Origin of the sequence: Streptomyces sp. NPDC056128, assembly GCF_042263835.1 — a bacterium.
Classification (GTDB): domain Bacteria; phylum Actinomycetota; class Actinomycetes; order Streptomycetales; family Streptomycetaceae; genus Streptomyces.
Window position 1 is genome coordinate 70,799 of sequence record NZ_JBHJVQ010000016.1, and the last position, 26,463, is coordinate 97,261.

Sequence of the window (26,463 nt, forward strand, 5' to 3'; positions counted from 1 at the left end):
ATGGCCGCCCAGGAACCCCCGCCCCCGGCCGACGGCGCGGCACCCGTGCTCGCCGCGCTGGTCTCGCGTATGCGGGACGCGGGGATCGGGCCGGGCGTCGAGGAGCTGGCGGACGCGCTGTGGCTGGCCCGCTGGCTGCCCGGCCCCGCCCGTCCGCAGGCGCCCGGCGCCCCCGGCGCGGACCGCCCCGCCGGTGACCCGCCCGGCGGACCGGGCACCGCGGCCCCGCCACGGGCCCCCGTGCCGCCCGCCGCGCACGGCGAGACCACGCCGCCCGACAGTGCCTGGCTGTTCGCCCCCGGCGCCGGGGACGGCGCCGGCACCGGCGAGGGCGGCACCGGCGGCGCCCTGGCCCCCATACGGGTCCCGGCCGCGCCCGCCCTGCCCGAACCCCTCGCCCTCCAGCGCGGCCTGCGGCCCCTCCAGCGCTACCGCGCCCCCGTCCGCCCGGTCCCGCGCACCCTGGACGAACGGGCCACCGCCGAACGGGCCGCCGAGTCCGGACTCGTCCTGCCCGTCCTGCGCACCGACCGGCGCCGGGAAGCCCGGCTGCTGCTCCTGATGGACGTCTCGACCTCCACCGTCGTCTGGCAGCAGGCCCTCGACGAACTGCGCCAGGTGTGCGCCCGCGCCGGCGCGTTCCGCGAGCTGGCCGTGCAGTACCTGCACGAAGGACCGGGCGGCCTGCCCGGCTGCTCCTCCCGGCCGGGGACCGGCGGCCCGCTGCACGCGCCCGAGCAGCTCAGCGACCCGACGGGACGCCGCGTGACCCTGGTGCTCAGCGACTGCGCCGGACCCATGTGGCGCAGCGGCCGCATGCAGCGCCTGCTGCACCGCTGGGCGGCGACCGCGCCCGTCGCCGTCGTCCAGCCGCTGCCGCAGCGGATGTGGGTCCGCACCCACCTCCCGGCCCGCCGCGGACTGCTGCACCGGCGCGAGGGCCCGGCCGGGGCGCTGGAGTTCCTCCCCGACCGGGGCGGACCCGAGCGGGGTGCCCTGCCGGTGCCCGTACTGGCGCTGCGCCGGCCGTCGGTGGAGGGCTGGGCGCGGCTGGTGTCCGGCGCCACCGGGCAGTCCCTGGCCGCCGCCGCGGGCTGGGTGCGCGCCGACCACTCCGCCTCCGCCGCTCCGGTGCGCGCCGCCGAGGAGCTGGGCGGCGCGGACCGGGTCCGGGCGTTCTGGCGCCCCGCCTCCCCGGAGGCCCGCCGCCTCGCCGTGTACCTGTCCGCGGTGCCGCTCTACCTGCCGGTGATGCAGCTGGTCCAGCACGCGATGCTCGCCGGGAGCGGCCCCGACGTGCTCTCCGAGGTGCTGCTCGGCGGGCTGCTGCGCCGCCGCCCGGACGCCGACGATCCCAAGGCCGTGCGGTACGCCTTCCTGCCGGACGTCGCCACCGAGCTGCGGACGCGGCTGACGGTCGAGGACGTGGAGCTGCTGTTCAAGCACTGCTCCGAGTACGTGGAGCGCCGCTTCGGCCGCAGCGTGCGCAACTTCCCGGCCCTGGCCGGGGCGTACCTGCGCGGCACCGTCACCCCCGGGGAGGGGCTGGCGCCCGTCACCGGCCCCGGCCCGGACGAGCCCGCCGGGCTGCGCGCCTTCGCCGAGGTCTCGGCGGAGGTGCTGCGGGACCTCGGGGCGCGGATGCCGCGACCGGCCGCGGGCCCCGAACTGAGCGTGCCGGAACTGCTGGAGCGGGGGCGAGAGGCGCAGGCCCGCTTCGAGGCGGAGGGGCTGACCCGCGCCCTGGACGACGCGGTCGGCCATCTGCGCCGGGCACTCGCCGCCGCGGGCCCGGGGGAGCGGCGCGTGGAGGCCGCGGAGGAACTGGCGCTGTCGCTGCTGCGCCGGTGGCAGGCGGGCGCGGACGGTGAGGACCTGCGGGAGGCCTGGGAGGCGCTGGCGGAGCTGCCGGGGCTCACGGGGCGCGGGAGGTTCCTGCGGGGCACGGTCGTCCGGGACCAGGCCGTCGCGTTGCGGGAGGAGGGCATCGGGTTCCCGGGGATCGGCGACGACCTGCGGGACTGGGCCGTCGACGTGGCGCGGGGCGGCCAGGACCCGGTGGAGTTCGCCCGGGCGGTGTTGTTACTTCTCGCCGACCGGGACTTCCAGGCCGTGCTGGACACGCCCGGCGAGGACGAGGACCGGCTCCACGCGAGCGCCCGGGCGTTGATGGACCTGCGCCGCCTCATCGCGCTGGCGGGTGCGGCTCGGCATGGGCCGGACGGCCCCTATCCGGACGGCGGCGGACCGGAGGAGTGGTACCGCGCACACCTGTACCGAGCCCTCGACGCGGCCACCACGGCGGTCAACCTGTCCGCCTCCCACGCCACCCGCGTGGAGCGGGGCCGCCTCTGGCTCGATCTGGCGCGCCAGTTCGCCGGCCAGGGGCAGCTTCCCGCCTCGGTCGTCCAGCTGGACCTCGCGCGGGCCGCGGCCGCCTCGGCCATCGATGACCTCTATGACGGGGTGGCCCACCAGAACCCCAAGGCCGCGCACGGCGGAGAGGACTTCCTCCAGGGCGCCGAGCGCTGCCGGGCCTGGCTGGACCTGGCGTCCGCGATGGGCCTCTCCTGGATCACGAGTGAAGACCGCGGCGGCCACCGTCTGCTGATCCACGCGCTGGAGAGGGCCACCGAGGCCGCCGGGCACGACACGGACTTGCGGTTCGAATGCCACACCCGCACCGCCCGCGCCCACTGGGACGGCTACGAACGCACCGGCGACCCCGCCCTGCTGGACCGGGCCGTGGACGCCTGGGACACGGCCGTACGTCTGCTGCCCGAGGACGACCCCCGGCTGCCCGCGGTGCTGACCGACCACGGCACCGCGCTGCACCGGCGCGGCGAGCACCACGACGCACCCCAGGACGCCCACCGGGCCGTCGACGCCCTGCGCCGGGCCGTCGACGAGACCTTCCCCGACGACCCCGAACTGCCCTCGCGCCGCCACCTGCTGGCCGCCGCCCACGTCGGGCGCTACCGGCACGCGCACGTGCTGTCCGACCTGTACGAGGCCGACTGGCTGCTGGGCGAGGCGGTCCGCGGTTCCGAGGAGCCGCGTTTCCTGGCGCTGTGCCTGATCCTGCGCGGCACCGTCGCCGAGTACCTGCACGACCGGCTGGGCACCGCCGACCACCTGGACAAGGCCGTGGAGCACTTCACCCGCGGCGTCGGGCACGCCCGGGAGGCGGACGCGGACGGCCTGACCGCTCTGGCCCTGCGCGGCCGGGCCGGCGCCCGGGAACGCCTCGGCCGCACCCGCCCCGCCCTCGCCGACTACCGCGAGGCCCTCCGTCTGACCACGGACGTCACCCTCGCGGGGCGGCTGCGCACCGACATCCTCCGCCTCACCTCCGGAACGGCCGACGCGTGAGTGACCCCACCGACGAGACGGAGATACCCCTGCCCGTCCTCCACCGCCCCGCCCGCACCGACCATCCGGTGCTCGCCGCGGTCCTCGCCGAACTCCGCGTCCGGGACGGGGAGACCACCGTCGTCGCCCACTACGAGGACGCGCCGTGACGGCCCGGCCCCGGCCGCCCGCCCACCCCGTCTGGCCGCACACCGGGCTCGACGCCGCGGACCACGTCCCCACACCCCTGCGGCAGTTCGTGCTCAAGGTGCACGGCCGCTGCAACCTCGACTGCACCTACTGCTACCTCTACCGCGGCCAGGACAGCGGCTGGCGGGACCGCCCGGCCCGTACCGACGCCCGCACCATGGACCGGGCCGCCGCCCGCATCGCCGAGCACGTCCGCGCCCACGGCCTCGACCACGTCCGCGTCGAACTGCACGGCGGCGAACCCCTGCTCACCGGCCCCGCCCCCGTCCTGGCCTACGCCCGCGCCGTCCGCCTCGCCGTCCCCGAGGGCTGCCGGGTCACCGCCACCGTGCAGACCAACGGCACCCGCCTCACCGAGCGCGCCCTGGAACAGCTCACCGAGGACGGCATCCGGGTCGGCCTCAGCCTCGACGGCGGCCGCGCCGCCCACAACGGGCGCCGGGTCGACCACGCGGGCCGGCCGGCCTGGCCCGCCGCGCTCGCCACCGCCCGCCGCCTCGCCGCGCACCCGGACGCGTACGCCGGGATCCTGTGCACCGTCGACCTGGCCGCCGACCCGCTCGACGTCTACCACTCGCTGCTCGAACTCGCCCCGCCCCGCCTCGACCTCCTCCTCCCGCACGCCAACTGGGACCGGCCGCCGCCCGGCCTGCGCGGCGGCCGCCCCGGTAGGCACCGTCCCGCGCCCACGCCCTACGGCGACTGGCTCGCCACCGTCTTCGACGCCTGGTGGGACGGGGGCCGGCCGCGCACCCGCGTACGGCTCTTCCAGGAGATCGCCGCCCTGCTGCTCGGCTCGCCCGGCGCCGCCGAGGCCGTGGGCCTGTCGCCGGTCGCCGCCGTCGTCGTCGAGACCGACGGCACCATCGAGCAGGTGGACTCGCTCAGGTCGGCCTACCGGGGCGCCGCCGAGACCGGACTCGACGTGTTCCGGCACTCCTTCGACACGGTCCTGCGCCACCCGGGCGTCACCGCACGCCAGCTCGGCGAGCGCGCCCTCGCCGCCGACTGCCGCGGCTGCCCGGTGGTCCGGGTGTGCGGCGGCGGCAACTACGTGCACCGGTACGCGCCCGGTACCGGCTTCCGCCACCCCAGCGTGTACTGCGCCGACCTGGAGCGGCTGATCCGGCACGCCGCACACCGGCTGGAACAAACCGTCCGCACCGGCACATGAACGGGACGTCACGCCCAACTCCGCACACAACAAGCCGCTTTGACGCACAATTGACTAACCTGTGCTCAGTCGTGACCAGGTTTCAGCTGAGGGGACTGCGAGATGGTGACGGAGCTGGGACACGTCACGGTGGTCTTCGCCGGGCAGAGCGAATCCTGGGCCAAGTGGATCGACCACCAGGTCCGCGCCGCCGGCCGGACCACCACCCTGGTGCGCTGGAACCCGCTGCGCCGCCCGCCGACCGCCGACGCCCTGACCGACCTGCTGGGCGCCCCCGGCCGCATCCTGCTCGTCATCGACGACTGGTACGAGCGGCTGGGCACCGAGCGGTTCGAGGCCTGGGCCGCGGTGCTCCGCGAGGTGCTGCCCGACATCCGCGACCGCGTCGCCGCCGTGAGCGTCACGGCGCAGCCGCTGCCCGCCGAGGTCGTACCCCTCGCCCCCGTCGAACTGCGCGGCCTGCGGCCCGAGGTGGCCCGCGCCCGCGTCCTGGAATGCGCCGGCATCCCGGCCCCCGGCCTCCTCGTCGACCTGCGCCGCGGACCGCGCTTCCCGGACGACCCGCCCGAGGTGTGGCACGTCCCGCGCCGCAACCGCCGCTTCATCGGCCGCACCGAACTCCTGGAGCGGATGTACGAGGCCCTCACCGGCGCCGGACACGACGGCGCCGTCCTCGCGCTGCGCGGCCCCGGCGGCGTCGGCAAGACGCAGCTGGCCCTGGAGTACGCCCACCGGTTCGCGGGCGAGTACGACATCGTCTGGTGGATCACCGCCGCCCAGCGCGTCATGGCTCGCTCGCAGTTCGCCGACCTGGCACCCGAACTGGACCTCCGGGACGCCGGGGACCTGGCCGCCACCATCAAGGCCGTACGCCGGGAACTCGACCGCACCGCCCGCCCCTGGCTGCTCGTGCTGGACGGCGCGGGCGACCCCGAGAAGGTGCTCGACCTGCTGCCCGAGGGACGCGGACACGTCCTGGTCACCACGCACCGCACCGAGTGGGCGGCACAGGGCGAGACCCTCCAGGTCCCGGTCTTCGAACGCCGGGAGAGCATCGCCTTCGTGGCCCGGCGCACCGCCCGGCTCAGCACCGACCAGGCCGACCGGCTCGCCGACGCCGTCGAGGACACGCCGCTGCTGCTCGACCAGACGGCCGCCTGGCTCGACACGAACCCCGCCATGTCCGTGGACGAGTACGTGAGCGACATCCGCGACGGCAGCCCGGACCGCTTCGGCCACATGCCCTCCCGCGACTATCCGGAGAGCTTCCAGGTCGCCTGGGCCAAGCTCCTCAACACCCTGCGCGAGGGCGCCGAACCCGCCTGGCACCTGCTCAACCTGCTGGTCTGCTTCTCCCCCGAAGTGGTCCCGGTCCGGCTGCTGCAGACCGCCCGGCACACCGACCTGCCGCCCGAACTGGCCGAACTGGTCGCCGAGCCCAGCAGCTGGAACTCCGCCCTGCGCAAGCTCTCCGAGATCACCTCCATGCGCATCGAGTACGAGCAGGGCCCGCGCCTCGACACCCAGACCGTCGGCACCCTGCGCATGCACCGGCTCTTCCACCGCTACGTCCGGTACGTCCAGTCGCCCGAGGACGCCGAACGCCACTTCGCGGCCGCCCGCCGGCTCCTGGTCTCCGCCGACCCCCGCGACTCCTCCGCGCCGGGCAACTGGACCCGCTACGGCGCGCTCATCCCGCACCTGGAGCCCGCCGGGGCGCTGGACTCGTCCGACGAGGACGTCCGCGACCTCGTCCTGAACTGCATCGAGTACCTGCGGATGCGCGGCGAGTACGACGACGGCCGGCGGCTGAGCCGGCGGGCCGTGGAACGCTGGCGCGAGACCTCGGGCGACACCGACCGGGCCGTCCTGGTCGCCGTCCACCAGCTCGCCAACATGCAGCGCAGACTCGGCCGGTACGCGGAGGCCGAGGCGACCGGACGCGAGACGATCCGCCGGCTGCGGGCCGCGACCGGGGTCCGCCCCATCGAGCTGATCCGCGCCAAGGACGGGCTGGGCGGCACGCTCATGGCCCTCGGCCGGTACGCGGAGGCGCGTGCCCTGTTCGAGGAGGCCGCCCGGACCGCGGCCGTCGAGCTGGGCGGCGAACAGGTCCCGCGCACCCTCACCGTCCGCAGCAACCTCGCCATGGCCCTCGGCCTCCAGGGCCACTACACCGAGTCCCTCGCCCTGCACCGCCGGATCTTCGAGGCCCGGGTGGAACTGCTCGGCGGCAAGGACGCCCTCACGCTCAACTCGGCGCTGCGCACCGCCTGGATGCTGCGACTGCTCGGCAACTACCGCGAGGCGCTGGAGATCCAGGGGCACAACTCCCGCCTGCACAGCCAGGTCCTCGACCGCAACCACGGCCAGACCCTGCACGCCGAGCACAACCTCGCCCTGTGCTCCCGCCGGGTCGGCGACCTCCAGTTCGCCCACGCCATGATGCGCGGCGTGCGGCAGAAGCTGCTGCGCCGGCGCGGCGCCCTGCACCCCGAGTCGCTGCTGGTCTCCTGCGACTACGCGATGCTGCTGCGTCAGCTCGGGGAGACGGAGGAGGCCCGCGGCCTGGCCGAGGCCACCGCGACGCACTACGCGGCGCAGCTCGGGGAGGACCACCCGTACACCGTGGGGGCGCGGGACAACGTGGCCGTGATCACGCGCGACTCGGGCGAGACCCGCGCCTCCCTGGAACTCTCCCGGCAGTGCACCGCGCGGATGGAGAAGGCGGTGGGCCGGGACCATCCCTGGTCCGTCGGCTGTGCGAAGAACGAGGTGGCCGCGCTCGCCGGCGCCGGGGAGCGGGACGCCGCGGCCGCCCTGGGCCGGGACGCCTGCGCCCGGTCCGTCCGCGCCCTGGGCGAGAACCACGTCCTCACCGTCAGCCTCCGGGCCGGACTGGCGCTGGACCTGGCGGCCCTGGGGGAGCGCGAGGAGGCCGAGGCCCTGCGCCGGGACGTGGACGCCAGGCTCACCGCCCTGTTCGGCGCGGACCATCCGCACGTCCGGCAGATCCAGGAACGGCACCACCCCTACTGGGACTTCGAACCCCAGCCCATCTGACGGCCGGAGCGCGGGACGACCGCGGGACGCCGGAGGGGCCGGCCCCGTTCCCGGGACCGGCCCCTCCTGTCGCCTCCGTGTGCGATCAGGCCTCGAAGACCTCACGCACCAGCTGCTCCTGCTCGGCCTGGTGCCGCTTGGCGGAACCCACGGCCGGGGACGAGCCGTGCGGGCGCGAGATCCGGCGCAGGCGCTCGCCGTGCGGGATGTCCGCGCCGACCGCCAGGTCCAGGTGGTCGATCAGGTTGAGCGCGATGAACGGCCAGGCACCCTGGTTCGCCGGCTCCTCCTGGGCCCACAGGTACTTCTCGGCGTTCGGGTACTTGGCGATCTCCGCCTGGAGCTCGGCACCCGGCAGCGGGTACAGGCGCTCGATGCGGATGATCGCCGTGTCCGTCACCCCGCGCTTCTTCCGCTCGGCGTCGAGGTCGTAGTAGACCTTGCCGGCGGTGAAGACGACCTTCTTGACGGCGGCCGGGTCGACCGAGTCGTCGCCGATGACCGGGCGGAACTGGCCCGTCGTGAACTCCTCCGCCTTCGAGGCCGCGGCCTTCAGGCGCAGCATCGACTTCGGGGTGAAGACGACCAGCGGCTTGTGGTGCGGGTTGTGCACCTGCCACCGCAGGAGGTGGAAGTAGTTCGACGGCAGGGTCGGCATCGCGACCGTCATGTTGTTCTGCGCGCAGAGCTGGAGGAACCGCTCCGGGCGGGCCGAGGAGTGGTCCGGGCCCTGGCCCTCGTAGCCGTGCGGGAGCAGGAGCGTCACACCGCTCGTCTGGTTCCACTTCTGCTCGGCCGACGAGATGAACTCGTCCACGACCGTCTGCGCGCCGTTGACGAAGTCGCCGAACTGCGCCTCCCACATCACCAGCGCGTCGGGGCGGGCCAGCGAGTAGCCGTACTCGAAGCCCATCACCGCGTACTCGGAGAGCAGGGAGTTGTAGACGTTGTACCGGGACTGGTCCTCGGACAGGTACAGCAGCGGCGTGAACTCGTCGCCCGTCTCACGGTCGATGACGACCGCGTGGCGCTGGCCGAAGGTGCCGCGCTGCGAGTCCTGGCCGGAGAGCCGGACCGGGACGCCCTCCAGGAGCAGCGAGCCGACCGCGAGGGTCTCGCCCATGCCCCAGTCGATCGTGCCGTCCTCGACCATCGCCGCCCGGCGCTGCAGCTGCGGCAGCAGCCGCGGGTGCACGGTGACGTGGTCGGGGATGTTGACCTGGGACTCGGCGATCCGCTTGACCGTCTCGGCGGTGACCGCGGTGTTCACCGTGACCGGGAACTCGGCCTGCGGCTCCGAGGGCTCGGCGGCGGCCGGCTGGGACGCCGCCTCGCGGACCTCGGTGAAGACCTTCTCCAGCTGGCCCTGGTAGTCCTGGAGCGCCTGCTCGGCCTCTTCCAGGGTGATGTCGCCGCGACCGATGAGGGACTCGGTGTAGAGCTTGCGCACCGAGCGCTTCTTGTCGATCAGGTCGTACATCAGCGGCTGGGTGAAGGCCGGGTTGTCGGTCTCGTTGTGCCCGCGGCGGCGGTAGCAGATGAGGTCGATCACCACGTCCTTGTTGAACGCCTGGCGGAACTCGAAGGCCAGCCGCGCCACGCGGACGCAGGCCTCCGGGTCGTCGCCGTTCACGTGGAAGATCGGGGCCTCGATCATGCGGGCCACGTCGGTGGCGTACATCGAGGAGCGCGAGGACTCCGGGGCGGCGGTGAAGCCGACCTGGTTGTTGATGACGACGTGGACCGTGCCGCCGGTGCGGTAGCCGCGCAGCTGCGACATGTTCAGGGTCTCGGCCACCACGCCCTGGCCCGCGAAGGCCGCGTCGCCGTGGATCGCCACCGGAAGGACGGTGAAGTCCGTGCCGCCCTTGTTGATGATGTCCTGCTTGGCGCGCGAGACGCCCTCCAGGATCGGGTCGACCGCCTCCAGGTGCGAGGGGTTGGCGACCAGCGAGACCTTGATCTGCTCGCCGTCCAGGCCGGTGAAGGTGCCCTCGGCGCCCAGGTGGTACTTCACGTCACCGGAGCCGTGCATCGACTTCGGGTCGAGGTTGCCCTCGAACTCGCGGAAGATCTGCGCGTACGACTTGCCGACGACGTTGGCCAGCACGTTCAGCCGGCCGCGGTGGGCCATGCCGACGACGACCTCGTCCAGGCGGGACTCGGCCGCCGAGTCGATGACCGCGTCGAGCAGCGGGATGACGGACTCGCCGCCCTCCAGGGAGAAGCGCTTCTGGCCGACGTACTTCGTCTGCAGGAAGGTCTCGAAGGCCTCCGCCGCGTTCAGCCGGCGCAGGATGCGCAGCTGCTCCTCGCGCTCCGGCTTGGTGTGCGAGCGCTCGATGCGGTCCTGGATCCACTTGCGCTGCTTCGGGTCCTGGATGTGCATGAACTCGATGCCGGTGGTGCGGCAGTACGAGTCGCGCAGCACGCCGAGGATGTCGCGCAGCTTCATCAGGGACTTGCCGGCGAAGCCGCCGACCGCGAACTCGCGCTCCAGGTCCCACAGGGTGAGCCCGTGCTCGGTGATGTCCAGGTCGGGGTGCTTGCGCTGCTGGTACTCCAGCGGGTCGGTGTCGGCCATGACGTGGCCGCGGACCCGGTAGGAGTGGATCAGCTCGAAGACGCGGGCGGCCTTGGTGACGTCGTCGTCGTGGCTGGCGTCGATGTCCTTGAGCCAGCGGACCGGCTCGTAGGGGATGCGCAGCGCCTTGAAGATCTCGTCGTAGAAGCCGTTCTCGCCGAGGAGCAGGTTGGCGACCTGGCGCAGGAACTCGCCGGAGGCGGCGCCCTGGATGACCCGGTGGTCGTAGGTCGACGTGAGCGTCATGACCTTCGAGATGCCGAGCTTGTTCAGGGTGTCCTGGCTGGTGCCCTGGAACTCCGCGGGGTAGTCCATGGAGCCGACGCCCATGATGACCGACTGGCCGGGCATCAGGCGCGGCACCGAGTGGACGGTGCCGAGGCCGCCGGGGTTGGTCAGGGAGACCGTGACGCCGGAGAAGTCGTCCATCGTCAGCTTGCCGTCGCGGGCGCGGCGGACGATGTCCTCGTAGGCCTGCCAGAACTCGAAGAAGTTCAGCGTCTCGGCCTTCTTGATCGCCGCGACGACCAGCTGGCGGTCGCCGTTGGGCTTGACCAGGTCGATGGCGAGACCGAGGTTGACGTGCGCGGGCTTGACGAGGGTCGGCTTGCCGTCCTTCTCGCCGAACGAGTGGTTCATCGTCGGCATGGCCTTGATGGCCTGCACCATCGCGTAGCCGATCAGGTGCGTGAAGGAGATCTTCCCGCCCCGGGCCCGCTTGAGGTGGTTGTTGATGACGATGCGGTTGTCGAACAGCAGCTTCACCGGGACGGCGCGCACGGACGTGGCCGTGGGCAGCTCCAGCGAGGCGTTCATGTTCTTCGCGACCGCGGCGGCCGGGCCGCGCAGGGTCACCAGCTCGGGGCCCTCGGTGGCGGTGGCGGCGTCCTTCGCGGGCGCGGCGGCCTTCGCCTGCGGCTGGGCCGCGGGCTTGGCCGGCGCGGCGGCGGGCTTGGCGGCCGGAGCCGCGGGAGCCGCGGCGGCGGGCTTCGCGGGGGCGGCCGGCTGGGCGGCCGCCTTCGGCTGGGCCGGGGCGGGAGCCTGCGCCTGTGGTGCGGGGGCGGCCTGTGGCGCGCTGCCGGAGTCCGTGGCCGTGGCCGCGGGGGCGGCGGCCTGGGCCGCGGGCGCCCCGGGCTTGTAGTCGGCGAAGAAGTCCCACCAGGCTCGGTCCACGGAATTGGGGTCCTGGAGGTACTGCTGATAGATCTCGTCAACGAGCCACTCGTTGGCACCGAACGCGGCAGCGGGGTTCTTGCCCGCTTGGTCGGTGTCGGTCGAGATGCTCGAGTTACTGGGGGACTGTGGCGACACGGCGAGAACCGCCCTCTTCCGCTTCACAAGATGGTGGACAGCGGGAATCAAGGCTACGCCTTGCCGACCCCGAAGGTCAGGTCGGGCCCGTTCATCGTCGCGTAAGTCACATTGCAGACGGTGTTTCGGCGCTGGAAATGGCGGGAAACAAGCGAGGTTCTGCTGCGCGTGGGAAGGGCGGAGCGGGACCCGGCGCCGGGAAAACGCGGGCCTGTCCCTGATCACACGTGTCCGCCAGGGCGGATACTCGTGGATCTTGAAGCTCCGCTTCGAACCCTACGTCAACCCGGCGTCGACGGCAGGCCCGGAAGAGTGATGAGAATCCGGCAGCCGCGCTCGGATTCGGCCACGCCGATCCGGCCGCCGTGCAGATCCACCGCCCAGCGCGCGATCGCGAGGCCCAGACCGGTGCCGCCGTCGCTGCCGGGACCGTGCGGCCGGGACACCGAACCCCGGTTGAACCGCTCGAACACCCGGCGCCACTCCGAGCGCGGAATGCCGGGACCCTCGTCGAGAACCTCCAGCTCGAGCGATTCGGGCAGCTCCCCGCGGCGCGCCCGGACCGTCACGCGGCCGTGCGGCGGGCTGTGCTTGACCGCGTTGTCGATGAGGTTGGCGACGACCTGGTGGATGCGCTCGGGGTCGGCGTGCGCGGTCAGCTCCGGCGGGAAGACGTCGAGCGCCAGGTGCACGTCGGTACGTGTGTGGTTGCCCGAGCCGGAGGCGATGCCCGCGCGGGCCGACGCGACCATGTTGGCCTCCTTGAGCACGCCGGAGAGGTACGGCCACACCTCGAAGCGCCGCCTGCGCAGCGGTATCACGCCGTTGTCCAGGCGGGAGAGGTCCAGCAGCGTCTCCACCAGCCGGCCGAGCCGCTCGGTCTGGCCGAGCGCGGTCCGCATGGTCTCCGGATCGGCCTCGGTGACGCCGTCGACGATGTTCTCCAGCACCGCGCGCAGGCCCGCGATGGGGGTGCGCAGCTCGTGCGAGACGTTCGCGACCAGCTCCTTGCGCTGGAGGTCCTGCGCCTCCAGGTCGTCCGCCATGCGGTTGATGGTGACGGCCAGGTCGCCCAGCTCGTCGCGGCGGTTCTCGCGCACTCGGCGCGTGTAGTCGCCGTGCGAGATGGACCGGGCCACCGCGTTCATCTCGTCCAGCGGCGCGGTCAGCGAGTGCGCCACGAACTGGGTGATCAGCAGCGTGGCGATCATCGAGAAGACCGTGATGAAGCGCAGCTCCGTCTTGGTGTGCACCGCGATCACCGAGAGACCGGTGGTGATCAGCACCGACGTGACGACCAGCGCGCCCAGCTTGGTCTTGACCGAGAACGGGCGTACGCCGCCCCAGGGCTCCCCGGAGTTTCGGGGGCCGGGGCTCCTCCGTGCGGCCTCCCGCCCTCGGCTCATGGCGTCGGCGTCTCCAGCGCGTAGCCCACGCCGTGCACCGTACGGATGCGCTCGGCGCCGATCTTCCGGCGCAGCGCCTTGATGTGGCTGTCCACGGTCCGGGTGCCGGAGGCGTCCGCCCAGTCCCACACCTCGGCCAGCAGCTGCTCACGGGAGAGCACCGCGCGCGGGGTGTTCGCCAGGCAGACCAGCAGGTCGAACTCGGTGGGGGTGAGGTGGACGTCCTCGCTGCGCACGCGCACCCGGCGCTGCGCGTGGTCGATCTCCAGCTCGCCGAGGCGCAGGATGCCGCTGCGCGGCGTCGAGGCGGCCACGACGGCCCGCTCCACCCGGCGCAGCAGCACGTGCACGCGCGCGGCCAGCTCGCGCATCGAGAACGGCTTGGTCATGTAGTCGTCGGCACCCACGCCGAGCCCGACCAGCATGTCCGTCTCGTCGTCGCGCGCGGTGAGCATCATCACCGGCACCGGCCGCTGGGCCTGCACACGGCGGCAGACCTCCAGGCCGTCGAAGCCCGGCAGCATGATGTCGAGGATCAGCAGGTCCGGCTGCCATGCCTCGGCCGTGTCGACGGCGGACGGACCGTCGCCCGCCGTCTGCACCAGGAACCCCTCCGCGCGCAGGCGGGTCGCGATGGCGTCCACGATCGTCTGGTCGTCCTCGACCACCAGCACCCGGCGCTGTGCGCCCTGGGTGGCCGCGGCCGAGCCGTTGTGGGAGGTCTGTGTCTGCTCCATCGCCCGCCCCTGAGGTGTGCTTTCCGGAATCCGTGGGGTGATCCCATGACTGCGATTGACGCTTGAATGATCCGTGTCAGAGCAGCAGCGTACGGGGAGTCCCCACGGCATTGCTATCCAGGACCGACGCCGAGGTGGACGACGTCCGGAACGCCCCGGGCAACGGGGATCTCTTCGGTACGCACCTGCTGGAAACCGGCATTACGCAAGGTTTCTTCGAATTCCGGAGAGGGCTGCGCAGACCATACGGCAAGTACCCCGCCGGGCCTCAACAGCCGTGCGCAGCCCGCCAGTCCGGACGGTCCGTACAGTCCGTCGTTGCCCTCGGTGACGGTCCAGCCGGGGCCGTTGTCGATGTCCAGGCAGAGCGCGTCGTACGTGTCGGAAGTCTCATTGACGTAGGTCACCAGGTCCGTCTCGACGATCTCCGCGCGCGGATCGGCCAGCGCCCGCCCGGACAGCGCGGAGAGCGGCCCGTCGCGGTGCCAGTCGATGACGGCGGGCTCGCGTTCGACGACCGCGATCCGGCCCCAGCGGGGGTCGGCCGCCGCGTGCGCGAGCGAGAAGCCGACGCCGAGTCCCCCGATGAGCAGGTGCGGCGCGGCCGGTCCGCCGGACCCGGCGAGCGCGTCGGCCGCCGCGTCGACCAGCCGCCGCTCGGAGCGCCCGTCGGAGGTGTCCATCAGGAAGCAGCCGTTCGCGATGATCTGGAGCAGCGCCCCGTGCCGGCGCAGGACGACCTCGCCGTACGGGCCCTCACGCCGGTCCAGCACCTCGGGGGCCTCGCGGAAGTCGGGGGAAGTGATGGCCATCGGCCCATCCTGGCAGGAATGCCGCGCGGGCCGGGAGCGCTTTTCCTGCACCGGCTCCGGGCGCCCCGACCGTTGATCGCTCACAGCGAACGGCCTCGGGGGAACAATCGGGGACTCCCTTTCATTGAGTCGATGTAACTCAACTTGACTGCCGAAGGGGAGATCATGGCTGCTGAGTCCGCCGCCTTCACACCGCTCACCCTGCCCGTGCTGCCGCTCGACGACGACGTGGTCCTGCCCGGCATGGTCGTCCCCCTGGACCTGAGCGACGCCGAGGTACGGGCCGCGGTGGAGGCCGCCCAGGCCGCCGCCCGGTCCGAGCCCGGCAAACCCAAGGTCCTGCTCGTCCCGCGCATCGACGGCACCCACGCCGCCACCGGCGTCCTCGGCACCGTCGAGCAGGTCGGCCGGCTGGCCGACGGCGACCCGGGCGCGCTGATCCGCGGCCGGGGCCGGGTGGCGATCGGCGCCGGCACCACCGGCCCCGGCGCCGCGCTCTGGGTCGAGGGCACCCATGTCGACGAGACCGTGCCCGACCCGCTGCCCGGCCAGGTCGCCGAGCTGGTGAAGGAGTACAAGGCGCTCGCCACCGCCTGGCTGCGCAAGCGCGCCGCCTGGCAGGTCGTCGACCGCGTCCAGGCCATCGACGACGTCTCCGCGCTGGCCGACAACTCCGGTTACTCGCCGTTCCTCACCACCGAGCAGAAGGTCGAGCTGCTGGAGACCGCCGACCCGGTCGCCCGCCTCAAGCTCGCCACCCAGCAGCTGCGCGACCACCTCGCCGAGCAGGACGTCGCCGAGACCATCGCCAAGGACGTCCAGGAGGGCGTCGACAAGCAGCAGCGGGAGTTCCTGCTGCGCCGCCAGCTCGACGCGGTGCGCAAGGAGCTGCGCGAGATCAACGGCGAGCAGGACGGTGCGGAGTCCGACGACTACCGCGCCCGTGTCGAGGCCGCCGACCTGCCCGAGAAGGTCCGCGAGGCCGCGCTCAAGGAGGTCGACAAGCTGGAGCGGTCCTCCGACCAGTCGCCCGAGGGCTCCTGGATCCGCACCTGGCTCGACACGGTCCTGGAGATGCCGTGGAGCGAGCGCACCGAGGACGCCTACGACATCCAGGGCGCCCAGGCCGTGCTCGACGCCGAGCACGCGGGCCTGGAGGACGTGAAGGAGCGCATCACCGAGTACCTCGCCGTGCGCAAGCGGCGCGGCGACCGGGGCCTCGGCGTGGTCGGCGGCCGGCGCGGCGGTGCCGTACTGGCCCTGGTGGGCCCGCCCGGCGTCGGCAAGACCTCGCTCGGCGAGTCCGTCGCCCACGCGATGGGCCGCGAGTTCGTTCGCGTCGCCCTCGGCGGGGTCCGCGACGAGGCCGAGATCCGCGGCCACCGGCGTACGTACGTCGGCGCGCTGCCCGGCCGGATCGTGCGGGCGATCAAGGAGGCGGGGTCGATGAACCCGGTCGTCCTGCTGGACGAGATCGACAAGGTCGGCTCCGACTTCCGCGGTGACCCCGCCGCGGCCCTGCTCGAAGTCCTCGACCCGGCCCAGAACCACACCTTCCGGGACCACTACCTGGAGGTCGAGCTGGACCTGTCCGACGTCGTCTTCCTCGCCACCGCCAACGTCCTGGAGGCCATCCCGGAGGCGCTGCTCGACCGCATGGAGCTGGTCCGCCTGGACGGCTACACCGAGGACGAGAAGGTCGTCATCGCCCGTGACCACCTGCTCCCGCGCCAGCTGGAGCGGGCCGGACTCGACGACGGGGAGGTCACCGTCGACGAGGGCGCGCTGCGCAAGCTCGCGGGCGAGTACACCCGTGAGGCGGGCGTGCGCACCCTGGAGCGGTCGATCGCCCGGCTGCTGCGCAAGGTGGCGGCCCAGCACGAACTGGGCGAGCGGGAGCTGCCGTTCACCGTCACCGACGCCGACCTGCGCGCCCTGATCGGCCGGCCGCACCACGTGCCCGAGTCCGCCCAGGACCCGGCCGAGCGGCGGACCTCGGTGCCCGGCGTGGCCACCGGCCTCGCGGTCACCGGCGCGGGCGGCGACGTCCTCTACGTCGAGGCGTCGCTGGCCGACCCGGAGACGGGCGCGGCGGGGCTGACCCTGACCGGTCAGCTGGGCGACGTGATGAAGGAGTCGGCGCAGATCGCGCTGAGCTTCCTGCGCAGCCACGGCGCCGAGCTGGAACTGCCGGTGGGCGACCTGAAGGACCGGGGAGCGCACATCCACTTCCCGGCGGGCGCGGTCCCCAAGGACGGCCCGAGCGCCGGCGTCACCATGACCACGGCCCTCGCCTCGCTGCTGTCCGGCCGGCTGGTCCGCACCGACGTGGCGATGACCGGCGAGGTGTCGCTGACCGGACGCGTCCTGCCGATCGGCGGGGTCAAGCAGAAGCTGCTCGCGGCGCACCGGGCGGGGGTCACCACGGTGATCATCCCCAAGCGCAACGAGCCCGACCTGGACGACGTCCCGGCGGAGGTGCTGGACAAGCTCGACGTCCACGCCGTCAGCGACGTCCGGCAGGTGCTGGAACTGGCGCTCGCCCCCGCGACCAACGGGGCGGTGCGCACGACTCCGGTCGCGGCGTGACGGACGCTGCCGGATGAGACGGAGGCCCGGACCCTGTGAGGGGGCCCGGGCCTTCGCCGTACCTGGGGTCCTACCCCCGCGGGACCACCTCGCGGGCCAGGCGGACCAGTTCGGGGATGGCCGGGTGGGCCGGGACGCCGCGCTTCCAGGCCAGCACCAGGGGCACCGGCGGCGCGTCCGTCAGGGGCCGGTACGCGATCGCGGGGTGGAGGTGCAGCCGCGGGGTGGCCGAGGTCGAGACGCCGACCGCCCGGCCCGCGGCGATCGCGGTCAGCCACTCGTCCGTGTTGGTGACCTCGATCGTCGCCGTGGGCCGCACCTCCGGCGGCCACAGGTCGAGGGTGGTGGTCCCGGCCACCGTGTTGAGGGCGATCGGCCACGCCCGGAGGTCCGCCAGCGTCAGCGTCTCCCGTCCGGCCAGCTCGCTGTCCGCGGGGACCACCGCCACCCGCTCCTCCCGCTTCAGCAGCTCCGTGACCAGTCCCGGCGCGTCCAGCGCCCCGCGCAGCAGCGCCACGTCGACCTCGCCGCGGGTCAGCCCTGCCGTGCGGTCGTCGATCCGGCGCAGCTCCAGCGGTACGTCCGGGTGCTCCTCGTCCCAGCGGCGCAGCAGCGGGACGGTGTGGTCGCCGAGCGCCGCCCAGGGGTGGCCGAGGCGCAGCGGCAGCGCGCCCAGCGAGCGCGGGTCGAACACCGCGTCCACGGCGGCCAGCGCGGCCGCCGCCCGGTCCCGGAAGCCGCGGCCGGCGGCCGTCAGCTCCAGGTGGTGCGTGGAACGGTCCACGAGGCGCGTGCCGAGGTGGGTCTCCAACTGGCGCAGGGTGCGGGACAGCGCGGGCTGACCGGTGTGCAGGCGCGCGGCGGCGCGCGTGATCGTGCCCTCCTCGGCGATCGCGAGGAAGGCCCGCAGGTGGCGCAGCTCCATGGTCATGCCTCATGAGCATAACCGCGGACCAACAGGCATTTCACGGGCCGCGCCCGGATTCCTAGCGTGGGGGCCATGGCAGAGACGACCCCCGCGGCCCTCGCCGCGCAGCCCGCGGTCACACCCACCTCCCGCACCGCCGTCGCCCCGCCCGGCGCGGGCAGCCTGACCGGCATCGCGATGGTGCTGGCCGGCACGGTCTCCGTGCAGTTCGGTTCGGCCGTGGCCGCCCTGCTGTTTCCGCAGGCCGGTGCCTTCGGCGTGGTGGCGCTGCGGGTGACGCTCGCCGCGCTGCTGCTGATGGCGGTCTGCCGTCCCCGCCTGCGTGGCCACAGCCGCTCCGACTGGGCCGTCGTCACCGCGTTCGGGGTGGCCCTGGGCGGCATGAACCTCCTCTTCTACCAGGCGATCGAACGGATCCCGCTCGGCCCGGCCGTCACCCTCGAAGTACTCGGCCCGCTCGCCCTGAGCGTGTTCGGCGCCCGTCGCGCACTGAGCCTGGTCTGGGCCGCGCTGGCCCTCGCCGGGGTCGCCCTCCTCGGGCACGAGGGCTTCGCCGAACTGAGCCCGGCGGGCGTCGCCCTGGCCCTGGGCGCGGGTGCGATGTGGGCGGCGTACATCGTCTTCAACGCGCGGGCCGGCGCCCGTTTCGCCCGCCTCGACGGGCTGGCCCTGGCGATGACCGTGGCCGCGCTGCTGAGCCTCCCGCTGGGGATCGGGTCGGCGGGTACGGCGCTGCTCCAGCCGTCGGTGCTCGGCCTCGGCGCGGCCGTGGCCCTGCTCTCCTCCGGACTGCCCTACACCCTGGAACTCCTGGCCCTGCGGCGGCTCCCGGCACCCACCTTCGCGGTCCTGATGAGCCTGGCCCCGGCGATCGCGGCGCTGGCCGGCTTCCTCGTCCTGGACCAGGGCCTCTCCCTGCCGCAGTGCCTGGCCGTCGCGCTGGTGGTGGCGGCGAGCGTCGGCGCGGTGCGGACGGGGAGGCGCGGAGCGGGGGACGGCGACCGGGGCCGGTGACGCGGGCCGGCGCCGGTCGCCCCACCCCGGGCGGCCGGCGCCGACGCCGGGTCAGCCGTTGGCGAGCGCCCGCACGCGGTCGAGCGCGCCGTTGAACCTGTTGTGGTCGCCGACCGTCGGACCGGACGACGTGTACTGCCACATCGTGTAGTAGCCCCAGCCGGCCGGCAGCGTGCCCACCGACGCGGCGTACCGGGCGATCCACAGCGGGTTGTTCGCGGCGAAGCCGCCGTAGTTGCCGGTGCACTGGGTCCACCAGCTGGTGGCCGTGTAGATCACGGCGTCACGGCCGGTGCGGGCCTTGTACGTGTTCAGGAAGTCGCGGATCCAGGAGACCATCTGGCTCTGCGTCTTGCCGTAGCAGGCGGCGCCGTACGGGTTCCACTCGATGTCGAGCGCCCCCGGCAGCGTCCTGCCGTCCCTGGACCAGCCGCCGCCGTGGTCGACGAAGTAGTTCGCCTGGGCGGCGCCGCTCGCGCTGTCCGGGGTGGCGAAGTGGTAGGCGCCGCGGATCATCCCGACGTTGTACGAGCCGTTGTACTGCTGGGCGAAGTACGGGTTGGTGTAGTACGTCCCCTCGGTGGCCTTGACGTAGGCCCACTTGACCCGCTGTTCCACAGGGTCGACCAGGCGACGTTGCCCTGGTGGCTGGAGACGTCGACGCCCTCCGTCTGGGCGGCGTCGCCCGGGACCGGGGTGCCGTGGCTCCCGTCGTGTTCGAGGACGCCCATGCCCATGTGGGCCGAGCCGCGCGGCGGGGTGTCGGCGGCCGACGCCGCCTGCGCGGGGAGGACGGAGACCAGGGAGAGGGCGGCGAGCATGATCCCGGTGACGGCGAGACGCCGGCCGCGGGCCGATCCGGATCTGTGCACGAGCATGACGTGCCTCCGATGGCTCGGTGGTGGTGCTCGGTGGGGGATGCGCGAGTGGGGAGGAGAACCCGTGCATGGCGTGGGCATGCCATTCGGGGGTCCGGTGAAGACGCTACGCACGTAGAACAGGAGGTGGGAAGGGGGACCGGAAGCTGCCGTTGGTCTAAGCCTGCGAAATACTTGCCAAGCTGCGGCGATGGCGGGCCGTGGCGGAAACTTTCAGGACCGGGAAAACCGGAAAAGAACCGAGGCAGGGGCTGACGTGCACGAAAGCGGGAACGGCGACGGTCGCGGAGTCGAATCCGAGCTTGCCGGCAGTGGTGTGAACCAGCCGGAGTTCCTTGCGCTGGAGCGGGAGTTGACGGTGCTGCTGCGGCGCGCCCGGGCCAACCAGGGCGAGATGGCCCGGGAGGTCCACCCCGACCTGGAGTCGTCCGCGTACGGCCTCCTCGTGCGGCTCGGCGAGTGCGGCGGGCAGCGGGCCACCGACCTCGCCGCCTACATCGGCGTCGGCAAGGCCACCATGTCCCGGCAACTGCGCGCCCTGGAGGAACTCGGCCTCGTCGCCCGCGAACCCGACCCCGCCGACGGCCGCGCCTGGCTCGTCACCCTGACCCCGGAGGGCCAGGACCGCGTCGGCCGGGTACGCGAGGCCCGCCGCGCCCGCTACGCCGGCCGGCTCGCCGACTGGGACCCGCGCGAGGTCTCGGAACTGGCCCGCCTGCTGCACGAACTGAACCGCGGGATGGAGAAGTAGCCCCGGCCCCCGCGCGTCACAGCTCCGCGTACACCACCGTCGCGTCGTCGTGGGTCTTGCTGCGGCCGAGGTGCGCGCGGGCGCCCGCCGCGTCCGTCCGCTCCAGCTCCCGTACGCGATCCACCAGGGCCTGCGCGCCCCGTTTGCGCAGCAGCGTGAGGCAGTCCGTCCAGTCGCCCTCCCGGAACTTCTCCACCCACCGCCCGGCCCCGTCCGTCAGCGCCGCCAGGGTCCGCACCTCGCCGCGCGGCAGCACCGCCGTCACCGCGCGCGCCGCCACCGCCGGATCGGCCGCGGCCGTGTAGAAACCGCCCTCCTTGTTGCGCAGGTTGGCGTCCACCATCGCGTCCGTGGCGAGCGCCGAGCGGGGGAGCCGGGCCAGCCGGTCGTCCAGGACGGCCGAGACCGCGCCGTCGGGCGCCTCCACCAGCAGGGCGGAGTCGGAGAGGACCAGGTACTCGACCTCGGCGGGGGACCAGCGGGCGAGGACCACGGTTGCCTGCGGGGTGCGCGGGTGAGAAAGGTCACAGGTTTCCGCGTGTGCCGCGGAGGTACGCGCGATGGCGCGGGACAGCGCGTCGACGAGGGGGACATCCGGCAGTGAAACGGTCAGTTCGGTCAGCGCGCCGCCGAGGTGGGCCGTGAACCAGGGCACGGAATGCAGACACCCCGTCCCGGTCCGCGGGGGCGTCACCCCGTCCAGCACGACGAGTGAGCCGCCCTGTCCCGAGGCCGGTAGTCCGACGCTCGCGAAGTCCTCGTTGGGGTGGTCGGCCAGTCCGGGTTCCGAGACGAGTTCGGTGCGCATCCGGCCAGTCTGCACGACCCCTTCACAGCGTCCGCAAAAGGCTGGCACCCTCCACGGATTCCCCCGGAACCCACGCGCCGATGCAGGTCAGGCGCCTGATTTGGGGTGGAATCACATGCCCGGACGACACGTGGCGGCACATAGTGCCACCGCCCGTCGCAGACGTCCAACCGGCGCGCCGCACACCCGTGTCGCACGCGCCGGGGGAACTTGCCCACCAACTCCCGTCCGGGGTTCACTCCTTCGGGTGGCGGGTCGGATGATGCGTGCTCACCACCCACCGGCACTGGGAGGGTCGGGAAACTGTGGGGGGCCTGCCCCGCTCACGCGGTCTCCCCGCCCGACGCGCTGCCGGCGGCCGGGGCACGGCCCGGAGCTCGGCGGAGGATGCCTGCGCCGACCGGCCAGTTGACGGAGCGCCACCCGGGCCCACGGGTACACGAGTGAGGAATGCGAGCACCGGTGCAGAAGACGCGGCCTCGTCGCACAGACAAGCAGACGGCCCCCGCGGGGAGCGCGGAGCGCACCCCCGGCACCTCCACCCCGGCACCGCCGGAGACCCCCGTCGGCAAGGGTCGTCCCACCCACGTACGCAACCGCCTCATCGTCGCCGTGGCGGTCGTGGCCGCCGCCGTCGCCGCGGCCGGTGCCCCCTCGGTCGTCAACGCCTCCGGGCAACTGCACGACTCCCAGGAACTGGTGACGCTCGCCGAACGCACCCAGGGCGCGCTCAGCCTCGCCCACTCCCTCGCCGACGAGCGCGACGAGGTCACCCCCTACATCGCGGCCGGCCGGCCCGAGGACAAGGCGCCCTCCGAGCAGCGCAGCGCCCGCGTGGACCGGCAGGTCGAGGAGTTGCGCGCCGACACCGACACGCCCTCCGCCCTGCGCGAGGACCTGGACGCCATCGCCGCCCTGCGCCGGGCCGCCCTCACCGGCAAGAGCACCGCCCTCGAATCCCACCAGGCGTACTCCGAGGCCATCACCGAACTCCACGCCCTGGCCGAGAAGCTGGCCGAGGGGATGCCGCCCCGCGCGGGCGCCGGCGCCTACGCGCTGGCCGAACTGGACACCGCCGTCCAGCAGGCCGCCGCCACCCGGGGCCTGCTGCTCGCGGCGCTCGCCGTGCCCAGCACCACCCGGACCGTCATCGACCCCATCACCGGCCTGCCCACCGAGACGACCAGCTCCTCGGACGCGGACGCCAAGCAGCGCGACGCGCTCGCCGCCGCCGCCCAGCAGGCCCGGGTGCGCTCCGACGCCGCCCTCGCCGACTTCCGCGAGGGCGCCCCCAAGGAGGCGCGGAGCAGCTTCGACACCACCGTCGCCGGACCCGAGGTCAACTCCGCCGAGAAGTACCTCGCCGGACTCACCGACGAACCGACGCTCTCCGACGACGACCTCGGGACCAGCGCCAAGCGGCTGGACGCCGCGCTCTCCGCCCGCGTCGACGCGATGCGCGGCGCCGAGTCCGCCCTCTACGAGAAGCGCACCACGGCGCTGGAGCAGCTGCGCGACGACGACGTCACCGCGCTGGAGATCCGGATCGCCGCCCTCGGCGCCCTGATCCTGCTCGCCCTCGGCATCGCCACCGCCATGGCCCGCACCCTCACCCGCCCGCTGTCGGTGCTGCGCCGAGGATCGGCCCGGCTGGCCGGCGCGGAGGACATGGCGGCCGAGGAGCCGGTCGCCTTCACCGGCCGCAACGACGAGTTCGCCCAGGTCGTGCGCTCCGTCAACGCCCTGCACGCGCACGCCGCGACGCTCGCCGAGCGGGTCAACACGCTGGAGTCCGACCGCAAGCACCTCGTCGGCCAGCGCCAGAAGATGGCCGACGCCCGCGAGGAACTGCGCGCCGAACTCGCCGAGTCGGCCGCCCGCCTCGACGTGGTGCGCAAGAGCATCGGCGGCACCTTCGTCAACCTCGCGCTGCGCACCCTCGGCCTGGTCGAGCGGCAACTCGCCGTCATCGAGAGCCTGGAGGAGCGCGAGCAGGACCCGGACCGCCTGTCCACCCTGTTCAAGCTCGACCACTTCGCCACGGTCATGCGCCGGCACAGCGAGAACCTCCTCGTGCTGGCCGGCACCGAACACGTCCAGCACAGCGCCTCACCGGTGCCGCTGGTCGACGTGGTCCGGGCCGCGGTGAGCGAGATCGAGCGGTACGAGCGGGTCCGTATCGCCGCGCTGCCGCCGCACGCGCACGTCGCCGGGTTCGCCGCCGACGACCTCTCCCACCTGCTCGCCGAACTCATGGAGAACGCCACCTCGTTCTCGCCGCCGGACCTGCCCGTCGAGGTCTCCGGCTGGCTGCTGGAGAACGGCGAGGTGATGCTCTCCGTCCAGGACGAGGGCATCGGCATGGCCACCGACCGCCTCCAGCGGCTCAACGCCCGCCTCACCGACTTCGACCCGCAGGCGCCGTACGACCAGGAGGGCGAGGACGGTCTCGGGCTCGGCCTCTACGTGGTCGCCCGGCTCGCCCACCGGCACGGGGCGCGCGTGCGGCTGCGGGAGCAGAAGCAGGGCGGGGTCGCGGCCGTCCTCGTACTGCCCGCTCCGCTGCTCGCACCGGCCCCGCCGGCGGCACTGGCCCCGACCGTGCCGGTGTCCGACGGCACGGGTTCCTTCTCCCTGCCCGGCGCCGACGCGGAGGCCAACTCCAACGTCCTGCACGGGCGCGCGACGAAGGGTGCGCACAGCGCGGACCCGCTGGTGGCTTCGGCGGAGGAGGCGGTACGGCGCGCGGAGGCGGACGCTCCCGCCGCACCGGCCACCCCGGACGCACCGGAGCCGGAGCCGGAACCGGAGGGCGCACCGGTCGCGGAGAGCGCCGCAACGGACACCGACGCGCCCGGCACCCGGGACGAGACCGCCGCCCCCGGCCGGGACCTCCCCGACGACACCACGATGGCGCTCCTGCTCCCGGCCCAGGCCGGACCACCGGACCTGGAGCCCGCCGCGGCCCCGGAGCCCGCTCCCGACCCGGAGCCCGCTCCCGGCCCGTACGCCGTCGGCCCCGACGCCCACGACCGCGCGCCGGACGAGGCCGAACCCGTCACCGACAAGGGCCTGCCCAAGCGGACCCCGAAGCTCAGCACACCCGCGGCGGCACCGCGGCCGCGCACCTCGGGCTCCGTCGACGCCGAGGCGCTCCGCCGCCGTCTGGGAGGATTCCGCCAGGGGGCGGAAGCCGGACGACGCGACGTCGAGGCGGAGATCGCCGCGGCGGACACAACCGAAGAAGCCACGGGGGGCACCGTCGAGGAGGCAAGCAGTTGACCGCGCCCAGTACCTTCGGTCTGAGCAGTGAAGCCCGCAATCTCCACTGGCTGCTGACCAACCTCGTCGAGGAGGTGCCCGGCATCCAATCGGTCGCGGTGGTCTCCTCCGACGGCCTCCTGCTCCTCTCCTCCGACCCCGGTCGCAACGAGGAGGCCCGGCAGGTCCGCGAAGCGCCCCGCACCGGTCCGCGCGGCTCGGCGGCCGACCTCGCCACCGTCGTCTCCGGCGTGGGCAGCCTGACCATCGGCGCCGCCCGGCTGATGGACTTCGGCCCGGTGAAGCACACGATGGTCGCGATGGACGAGGGCAGCCTGTTCGTGATGTCGATCAGCGACGGCTCGCTGCTCGGCGTGCACGGCTCCGCGGACTGCGACATGAGCGTCGTCGCGTACCACATGGCGCTCTTCGTCGGCCGCGCCGGCCACGTCCTGACGCCCGAACTCCGCAGCGAGCTGCGGAAGTCCCTGGAGTCCGAGTCGACGGGGAGCCCCCGATGAGCAGCAGTCCCGGGAACAGCCGGGGGAACCTCCCCGTACGCGGCGCCGACCGCAAACCCGCCCGCGTACGCCCCTACTCGCTCACCGGCGGACGGACCCGTTTCGGCCACGTCCTGCTGGTCGAGACGTTCGTCGGCGCCACGGCCGGCACCGCCGCGCTCGAAGCCGCCGAGGAGCGCAAGGAACTGACGAACGGCGGCCTGACCTCCCGCGTGATGCCGGAGATGCGGGCCATCGTCGAACTGTGCCGCCGTATGCGTACGGTGGCCGAGATCGCCGCGCTGCTGAAGATGCCGCTCGGCGTGGTCCGCGTGCTCCTCAGCGACCTCGCGGACCAGGGAAAGATCCGTGTGTACGGCACCGGGACCGGCCACGGCACGGGCCGCCCGGACCGCGCTCTGCTCGAAAGGGTGCTCAGTGGACTCCGTCGTCTCTGACGCCGCCGCCTCCGGCGTCTCCCCGCTCGTCGACCCCGACGAGCCCGCACAGCCCTGGCAGACGGACCCGACCCGCGCGCCCATAGCCACGAAGATCGTGGTGGCGGGCGGTTTCGGCGTCGGCAAGACCACGCTGGTCACCGCCGTCTCGGAGATCACGCCCCTGCAGACCGAGGCGCTGATGACCGAGGCGAGCGAGGAGACCGACGACCTCACCGCCACCCCGGGCAAGCTCACCACCACCGTGGCCATGGACTTCGGCCGCATCACGCTCGACGACGACCTGGTGCTCTACCTGTTCGGCACGCCGGGCCAGCAGCGGTTCTGGTTCATGTGGGACGACCTGGTGCGCGGCGCGATCGGCGCCGTCGTGCTGGCCGACACCCGGCGCCTGAAGGACTGCTTCCCGGCCCTGGACTACTTCGAGAGCTGCGGACTGCCGTACGTCGTCGCCGTGAACCACTTCGACGGCAGCGAGCTGTTCGGGGCGGAGGACGTGCGGGAGGCGCTGACGATCCCCGCGCACATACCTGTAATGATCATGGATGCGCGCCGTCGGATCTCGGCCATCGAGACCCTCTTGTCCCTCGTGGGCCACGCGCTCGACGAAACCCCCGAGTAGGAGACG

Annotated in this window: 17 protein-coding genes and 1 pseudogene; 11 read left to right on the forward strand and 7 right to left on the reverse strand. The window is 73.4% G+C overall.

Annotated elements, in window-relative coordinates:
- The 4 genes from ACFC1X_RS25965 (at window position 1) to fxsT (ending at window position 7,798) form a co-directional block, all read left to right on the forward strand.
- Window positions 1-3,372 (forward strand): SAV_2336 N-terminal domain-related protein, encoded by a 3,372-nt coding sequence (locus ACFC1X_RS25965; RefSeq protein WP_376357436.1) that lies wholly within the window; start codon window positions 1-3, stop codon window positions 3,370-3,372.
- Window positions 3,369-3,521, forward strand: coding sequence for a hypothetical protein (locus tag ACFC1X_RS25970; RefSeq protein ID WP_307015085.1), 153 nt, complete (start codon window positions 3,369-3,371; stop codon window positions 3,519-3,521). The genes ACFC1X_RS25965 and ACFC1X_RS25970 overlap by 4 nt, the downstream gene beginning before the upstream one ends.
- Window positions 3,518-4,735: an FxsB family cyclophane-forming radical SAM/SPASM peptide maturase gene (locus ACFC1X_RS25975; RefSeq protein ID WP_376357438.1), complete on the forward strand. Its 1,218-nt coding sequence runs from the start codon at window positions 3,518-3,520 to the stop codon at window positions 4,733-4,735. Before ACFC1X_RS25970 ends, ACFC1X_RS25975 begins: the two co-directional genes overlap by 4 nt.
- Before the next feature lie 102 nt (window positions 4,736-4,837).
- Window positions 4,838-7,798, forward strand: a complete 2,961-nt coding sequence (fxsT, locus tag ACFC1X_RS25980; RefSeq protein WP_376357440.1) for an FxSxx-COOH system tetratricopeptide repeat protein — start codon at window positions 4,838-4,840, stop codon at window positions 7,796-7,798.
- An 85-nt stretch (window positions 7,799-7,883) separates the two neighbouring features.
- Here fxsT and ACFC1X_RS25985 read toward each other — a convergent pair whose 3' ends face one another.
- The 4 genes from ACFC1X_RS25985 to ACFC1X_RS26000 all read right to left on the reverse strand — a co-directional run bounded on the left by ACFC1X_RS25985 (window position 7,884) and on the right by ACFC1X_RS26000 (window position 14,648).
- Window positions 7,884-11,693, reverse strand: coding sequence for a multifunctional oxoglutarate decarboxylase/oxoglutarate dehydrogenase thiamine pyrophosphate-binding subunit/dihydrolipoyllysine-residue succinyltransferase subunit (locus tag ACFC1X_RS25985; protein ID WP_376357442.1), 3,810 nt, complete (start codon window positions 11,691-11,693; stop codon window positions 7,884-7,886).
- Window positions 11,694-11,974: 281 nt separating this feature from the next.
- Window positions 11,975-13,099: a sensor histidine kinase gene (locus tag ACFC1X_RS25990; RefSeq protein WP_376357444.1), complete on the reverse strand. Its 1,125-nt coding sequence runs from the start codon at window positions 13,097-13,099 to the stop codon at window positions 11,975-11,977.
- A complete protein-coding gene (locus ACFC1X_RS25995; protein WP_064729795.1) occupies window positions 13,096-13,836 on the reverse strand; it encodes a response regulator transcription factor in 741 nt (246 codons plus the stop codon). The genes ACFC1X_RS25990 and ACFC1X_RS25995 overlap by 4 nt, the downstream gene beginning before the upstream one ends.
- A 113-nt stretch (window positions 13,837-13,949) precedes the next feature.
- On the reverse strand, window positions 13,950-14,648 hold the full coding sequence (locus ACFC1X_RS26000; RefSeq protein WP_376357446.1) for a spermidine synthase: 699 nt from the start codon (window positions 14,646-14,648) through the stop codon (window positions 13,950-13,952).
- 165 nt (window positions 14,649-14,813) lie between these two features.
- On the opposite strand from ACFC1X_RS26000, the gene lon reads away from it, so the two are divergent.
- Complete coding sequence (gene lon / locus ACFC1X_RS26005) at window positions 14,814-17,237, forward strand: endopeptidase La (RefSeq protein ID WP_376357448.1); 2,424 nt, start codon at window positions 14,814-14,816, stop codon at window positions 17,235-17,237.
- 70 nt (window positions 17,238-17,307) lie between these two features.
- Here the strand turns inward: lon and ACFC1X_RS26010 are convergent, their stop codons facing one another.
- On the reverse strand, window positions 17,308-18,168 hold the full coding sequence (locus ACFC1X_RS26010; RefSeq protein WP_376357450.1) for a LysR family transcriptional regulator: 861 nt from the start codon (window positions 18,166-18,168) through the stop codon (window positions 17,308-17,310).
- Between the two features lie 69 nt (window positions 18,169-18,237).
- On the opposite strand from ACFC1X_RS26010, the gene ACFC1X_RS26015 reads away from it, so the two are divergent.
- A complete protein-coding gene (locus tag ACFC1X_RS26015) occupies window positions 18,238-19,179 on the forward strand; it encodes a DMT family transporter (RefSeq protein ID WP_376357452.1) in 942 nt (313 codons plus the stop codon).
- A gap of 51 nt (window positions 19,180-19,230) precedes the next feature.
- On the opposite strand, the pseudogene ACFC1X_RS26020 reads toward ACFC1X_RS26015, so the two are convergent.
- Window positions 19,231-20,057 (reverse strand): annotated as a pseudogene (locus ACFC1X_RS26020) (lysozyme).
- 256 nt (window positions 20,058-20,313) lie between these two features.
- Between ACFC1X_RS26020 and ACFC1X_RS26025 the strand changes: the two are divergent.
- Window positions 20,314-20,808, forward strand: coding sequence for a MarR family transcriptional regulator (locus ACFC1X_RS26025; RefSeq protein WP_355836399.1), 495 nt, complete (start codon window positions 20,314-20,316; stop codon window positions 20,806-20,808).
- Window positions 20,809-20,824: 16 nt separating this feature from the next.
- On the opposite strand, the gene ACFC1X_RS26030 is transcribed toward ACFC1X_RS26025, so the two are convergent.
- Entirely contained in the window at window positions 20,825-21,616 is a 792-nt protein-coding gene (locus ACFC1X_RS26030) for a protein phosphatase 2C domain-containing protein (RefSeq protein ID WP_376357454.1), read from the reverse strand.
- A 450-nt stretch (window positions 21,617-22,066) separates the two neighbouring features.
- Between ACFC1X_RS26030 and ACFC1X_RS26035 the strand changes: the two genes are divergently transcribed.
- Genes ACFC1X_RS26035 through ACFC1X_RS26050 form a run of 4 tightly spaced genes read left to right on the forward strand, consistent with a single transcriptional unit; the run spans window position 22,067 to window position 26,457 of the window.
- Window positions 22,067-24,898 (forward strand): nitrate- and nitrite sensing domain-containing protein, encoded by a 2,832-nt coding sequence (locus tag ACFC1X_RS26035; RefSeq protein ID WP_376357456.1) that lies wholly within the window; start codon window positions 22,067-22,069, stop codon window positions 24,896-24,898.
- A complete protein-coding gene (locus ACFC1X_RS26040) occupies window positions 24,895-25,398 on the forward strand; it encodes a roadblock/LC7 domain-containing protein (protein WP_376357458.1) in 504 nt (167 codons plus the stop codon). Before ACFC1X_RS26035 ends, ACFC1X_RS26040 begins: the two co-directional genes overlap by 4 nt.
- Window positions 25,395-25,835 carry a DUF742 domain-containing protein gene (locus ACFC1X_RS26045; protein WP_122616198.1) on the forward strand — a complete coding sequence of 147 codons (441 nt, stop codon included), beginning with the start codon at window positions 25,395-25,397 and terminating at the stop codon, window positions 25,833-25,835. The genes ACFC1X_RS26040 and ACFC1X_RS26045 overlap by 4 nt, the downstream gene beginning before the upstream one ends.
- Entirely contained in the window at window positions 25,816-26,457 is a 642-nt protein-coding gene (locus ACFC1X_RS26050) for an ATP/GTP-binding protein (RefSeq protein WP_122616199.1), read from the forward strand. The genes ACFC1X_RS26045 and ACFC1X_RS26050 overlap by 20 nt, the downstream gene beginning before the upstream one ends.
- Window positions 26,458-26,463: the final 6 nt, after the last annotated feature.